This is a genomic window from Bacillus cereus group sp. N24 (genome assembly GCF_016483345.1).
GTDB classification, from domain to species: domain Bacteria; phylum Bacillota; class Bacilli; order Bacillales; family Bacillaceae_G; genus Bacillus_A; species Bacillus_A toyonensis.
Genome location: NZ_JAEHCA010000166.1, coordinates 1 through 234, shown reverse-complemented (window position 1 = coordinate 234; position 234 = coordinate 1). Strand labels below are relative to the sequence as shown.

The window sequence follows — 234 nt, the reverse complement described above, 5'->3', positions numbered from 1 at the left end:
TCCAATATGACGCAGATCACGATGAGCCAAGTGCGTGCTTCGGATTTGATTTGAAATTATACTATCAATTTTTAGCTTTATACTTAAATGATGTTGAATTCCAAGGTGAAACAAATGAAGAAGAGGAAGAATATGGGCCAATTCATCATTTAGCGCACTTACTTTATCATATTGTAGAAGATGGGAAGTCAATCGAAGTGTAATATACATATTTGAAGCTGTCCAATAATGGAC

1 pseudogene is annotated in these 234 nt (G+C 34.6%); it reads left to right on the top strand.

The annotated features are described in order from the left end of the window. A pseudogene (locus JDS95_RS30880) lies at positions 1 to 203 on the top strand (cytosolic protein); the annotation flags it as partial. Between the last annotated feature and the right edge of the window lie 31 nt (positions 204 to 234).